Origin of the sequence: Micromonospora sp. LOL_015 (assembly GCF_048060275.1) — a bacterium.
In the GTDB taxonomy this organism is placed as follows: domain Bacteria; phylum Actinomycetota; class Actinomycetes; order Mycobacteriales; family Micromonosporaceae; genus Micromonospora_E.
In genome coordinates, this window is record NZ_JBHMIO010000128.1 from 1 (window position 1) to 1637 (window position 1637).

Sequence of the window (1637 nt, forward strand, 5' to 3'; positions counted from 1 at the left end):
CTGTCCGTCCACACCCCCACCGCACCGGTCAGGTCACGAAGTACGGCTGCCCTACTAGGTGCAATCGAGTCGGCCGTTGCAGGCTCGGCTGCGATCAAGGGATGTCGATGGTGTGGCCGTGACCGCCAGCGAGCGGTCGCGGATCGGTGGGGATCCCAACAACGATCTTGATGCGAGGCGGGGAGGGCACCAGGTGATTTTCCGGATGTTAGGCTCGTTCGAGGTGATACGCGGCGAAGAGGTGATCACACCGTCGGCGCCGAAGCTCCGTCAGGTGCTCGCGCTCCTGGCCATCCAGGCCAACAGAGTGGTCCCAACCCGGCAGCTCATCGATGAGCTGTGGGAGGAGCAGCCACCGCCCAGTTCCGCCACCACTCTACAGACGTACATCTATCAGCTCCGCAAGGTGCTCAACGTCGGCGACGCCCGGCCCGGCATTCGGCCCGGTCCGATCTCGCTACAGACCAGGCTCGGCGGCTACCTGCTCGGCGTACCCGAAGAGTCGATCGACATCCGCACCTTCGAACTGCTCGCCGCCGCTGGACGGCGGCAGCTCGAGGAAGGCCAAGTGGAGCGAGCAGCCGGGAGCCTGCGCCAGGCTCTCGGGCTGTGGCGCGGCAGCGCGCTCGCCGACGTGTCCGTCGGACCCGTGCTCCAGGCCGACTTGGTACGTCTGAACGAGAGCCGGTACAGCATCCATGAGCTACGGATCGACGCTGATTTGGCGCTCAACCGGCACCACGAGCTGATCAGCGAACTCACCGGCTACACCGCGCAACACCCCACTCATGAAGGCCTACACGCGCGACTGATGCTGGCGCTGTACCGCGCCGGCCGACGGTCCGAGGCGCTCCGGCTGTTTCAACGGATTCGCTCGGTCCTCGCCGACGAACTCGGCCTGGAGCCGGGGCCCGAACTGCAACACCTGCAGCGTCAGATCCTGTCGGCCGAGCCAGGACCCCAGCTGGGACCCGAGCCTACCGAGACCATTCGGGTCTCCGCCCGTCCCGACCCGCCCATGCAACTGCCGGTCAACGTGTCGCTCGTTGGTCGCGACAATCAGCTGGAACGGCTCGTCGCGGTGTTGCGCGAGCGGTCGGCGAACGAGCCGGCGGTGGTGGCGGTCAGCGGCCCCCCAGGCGTGGGTGTCTCCGCCTTCTGTGCCCGGGCAGCCCACCAGGTACGGGCGGAGTTTCCCGACGGTCAGTTCTACGGATCACTCCGCGGCAGATCACGCGCCGCCGAACTGCTGGCGAATTTCCTTGCAGCTGTCGGCATTCCGACGAGTCGGATCCCCGACGAACTGGAGACGCGCAGCCAAATGTTCCGCAATTGGACGATCGACCGCAAGGTACTGGTGCTCCTTGACGACGTCAGCGACGCCGACATCGGGGGCCTGCTGCTGCCGGGAGGACGGCACAGCGCGGCCATCATCGGGGCCCATCGCCGGCTGTTCGGCCGGCAGATCCAGGCGACGGTGGACTTACGGCAACTGACCGTCGATCAGTCGATAGAGCTTCTGATCGATGCCGCTGGACGGCACCGGTTGCAGCGCGATGCGGGGGTGGCGCGGGCGCTAGGGCGTGTATCAAAGTCGGCCGTGGGCGGGTGACGACTTTCGGCGTGTCGCTGCCCGG

General features: G+C 66.8%; 1 protein-coding gene. It reads left to right on the plus strand.

From position 1 onward, the window contains the following. The first annotated feature begins 118 nt into the window (after positions 1 to 118). Positions 119 to 1612: a BTAD domain-containing putative transcriptional regulator gene (locus tag ACFHWU_RS29070; protein ID WP_416592290.1), complete on the plus strand. Its 1494-nt coding sequence runs from the start codon at positions 119 to 121 to the stop codon at positions 1610 to 1612. The last annotated feature ends 25 nt before the right edge of the window (positions 1613 to 1637 follow it).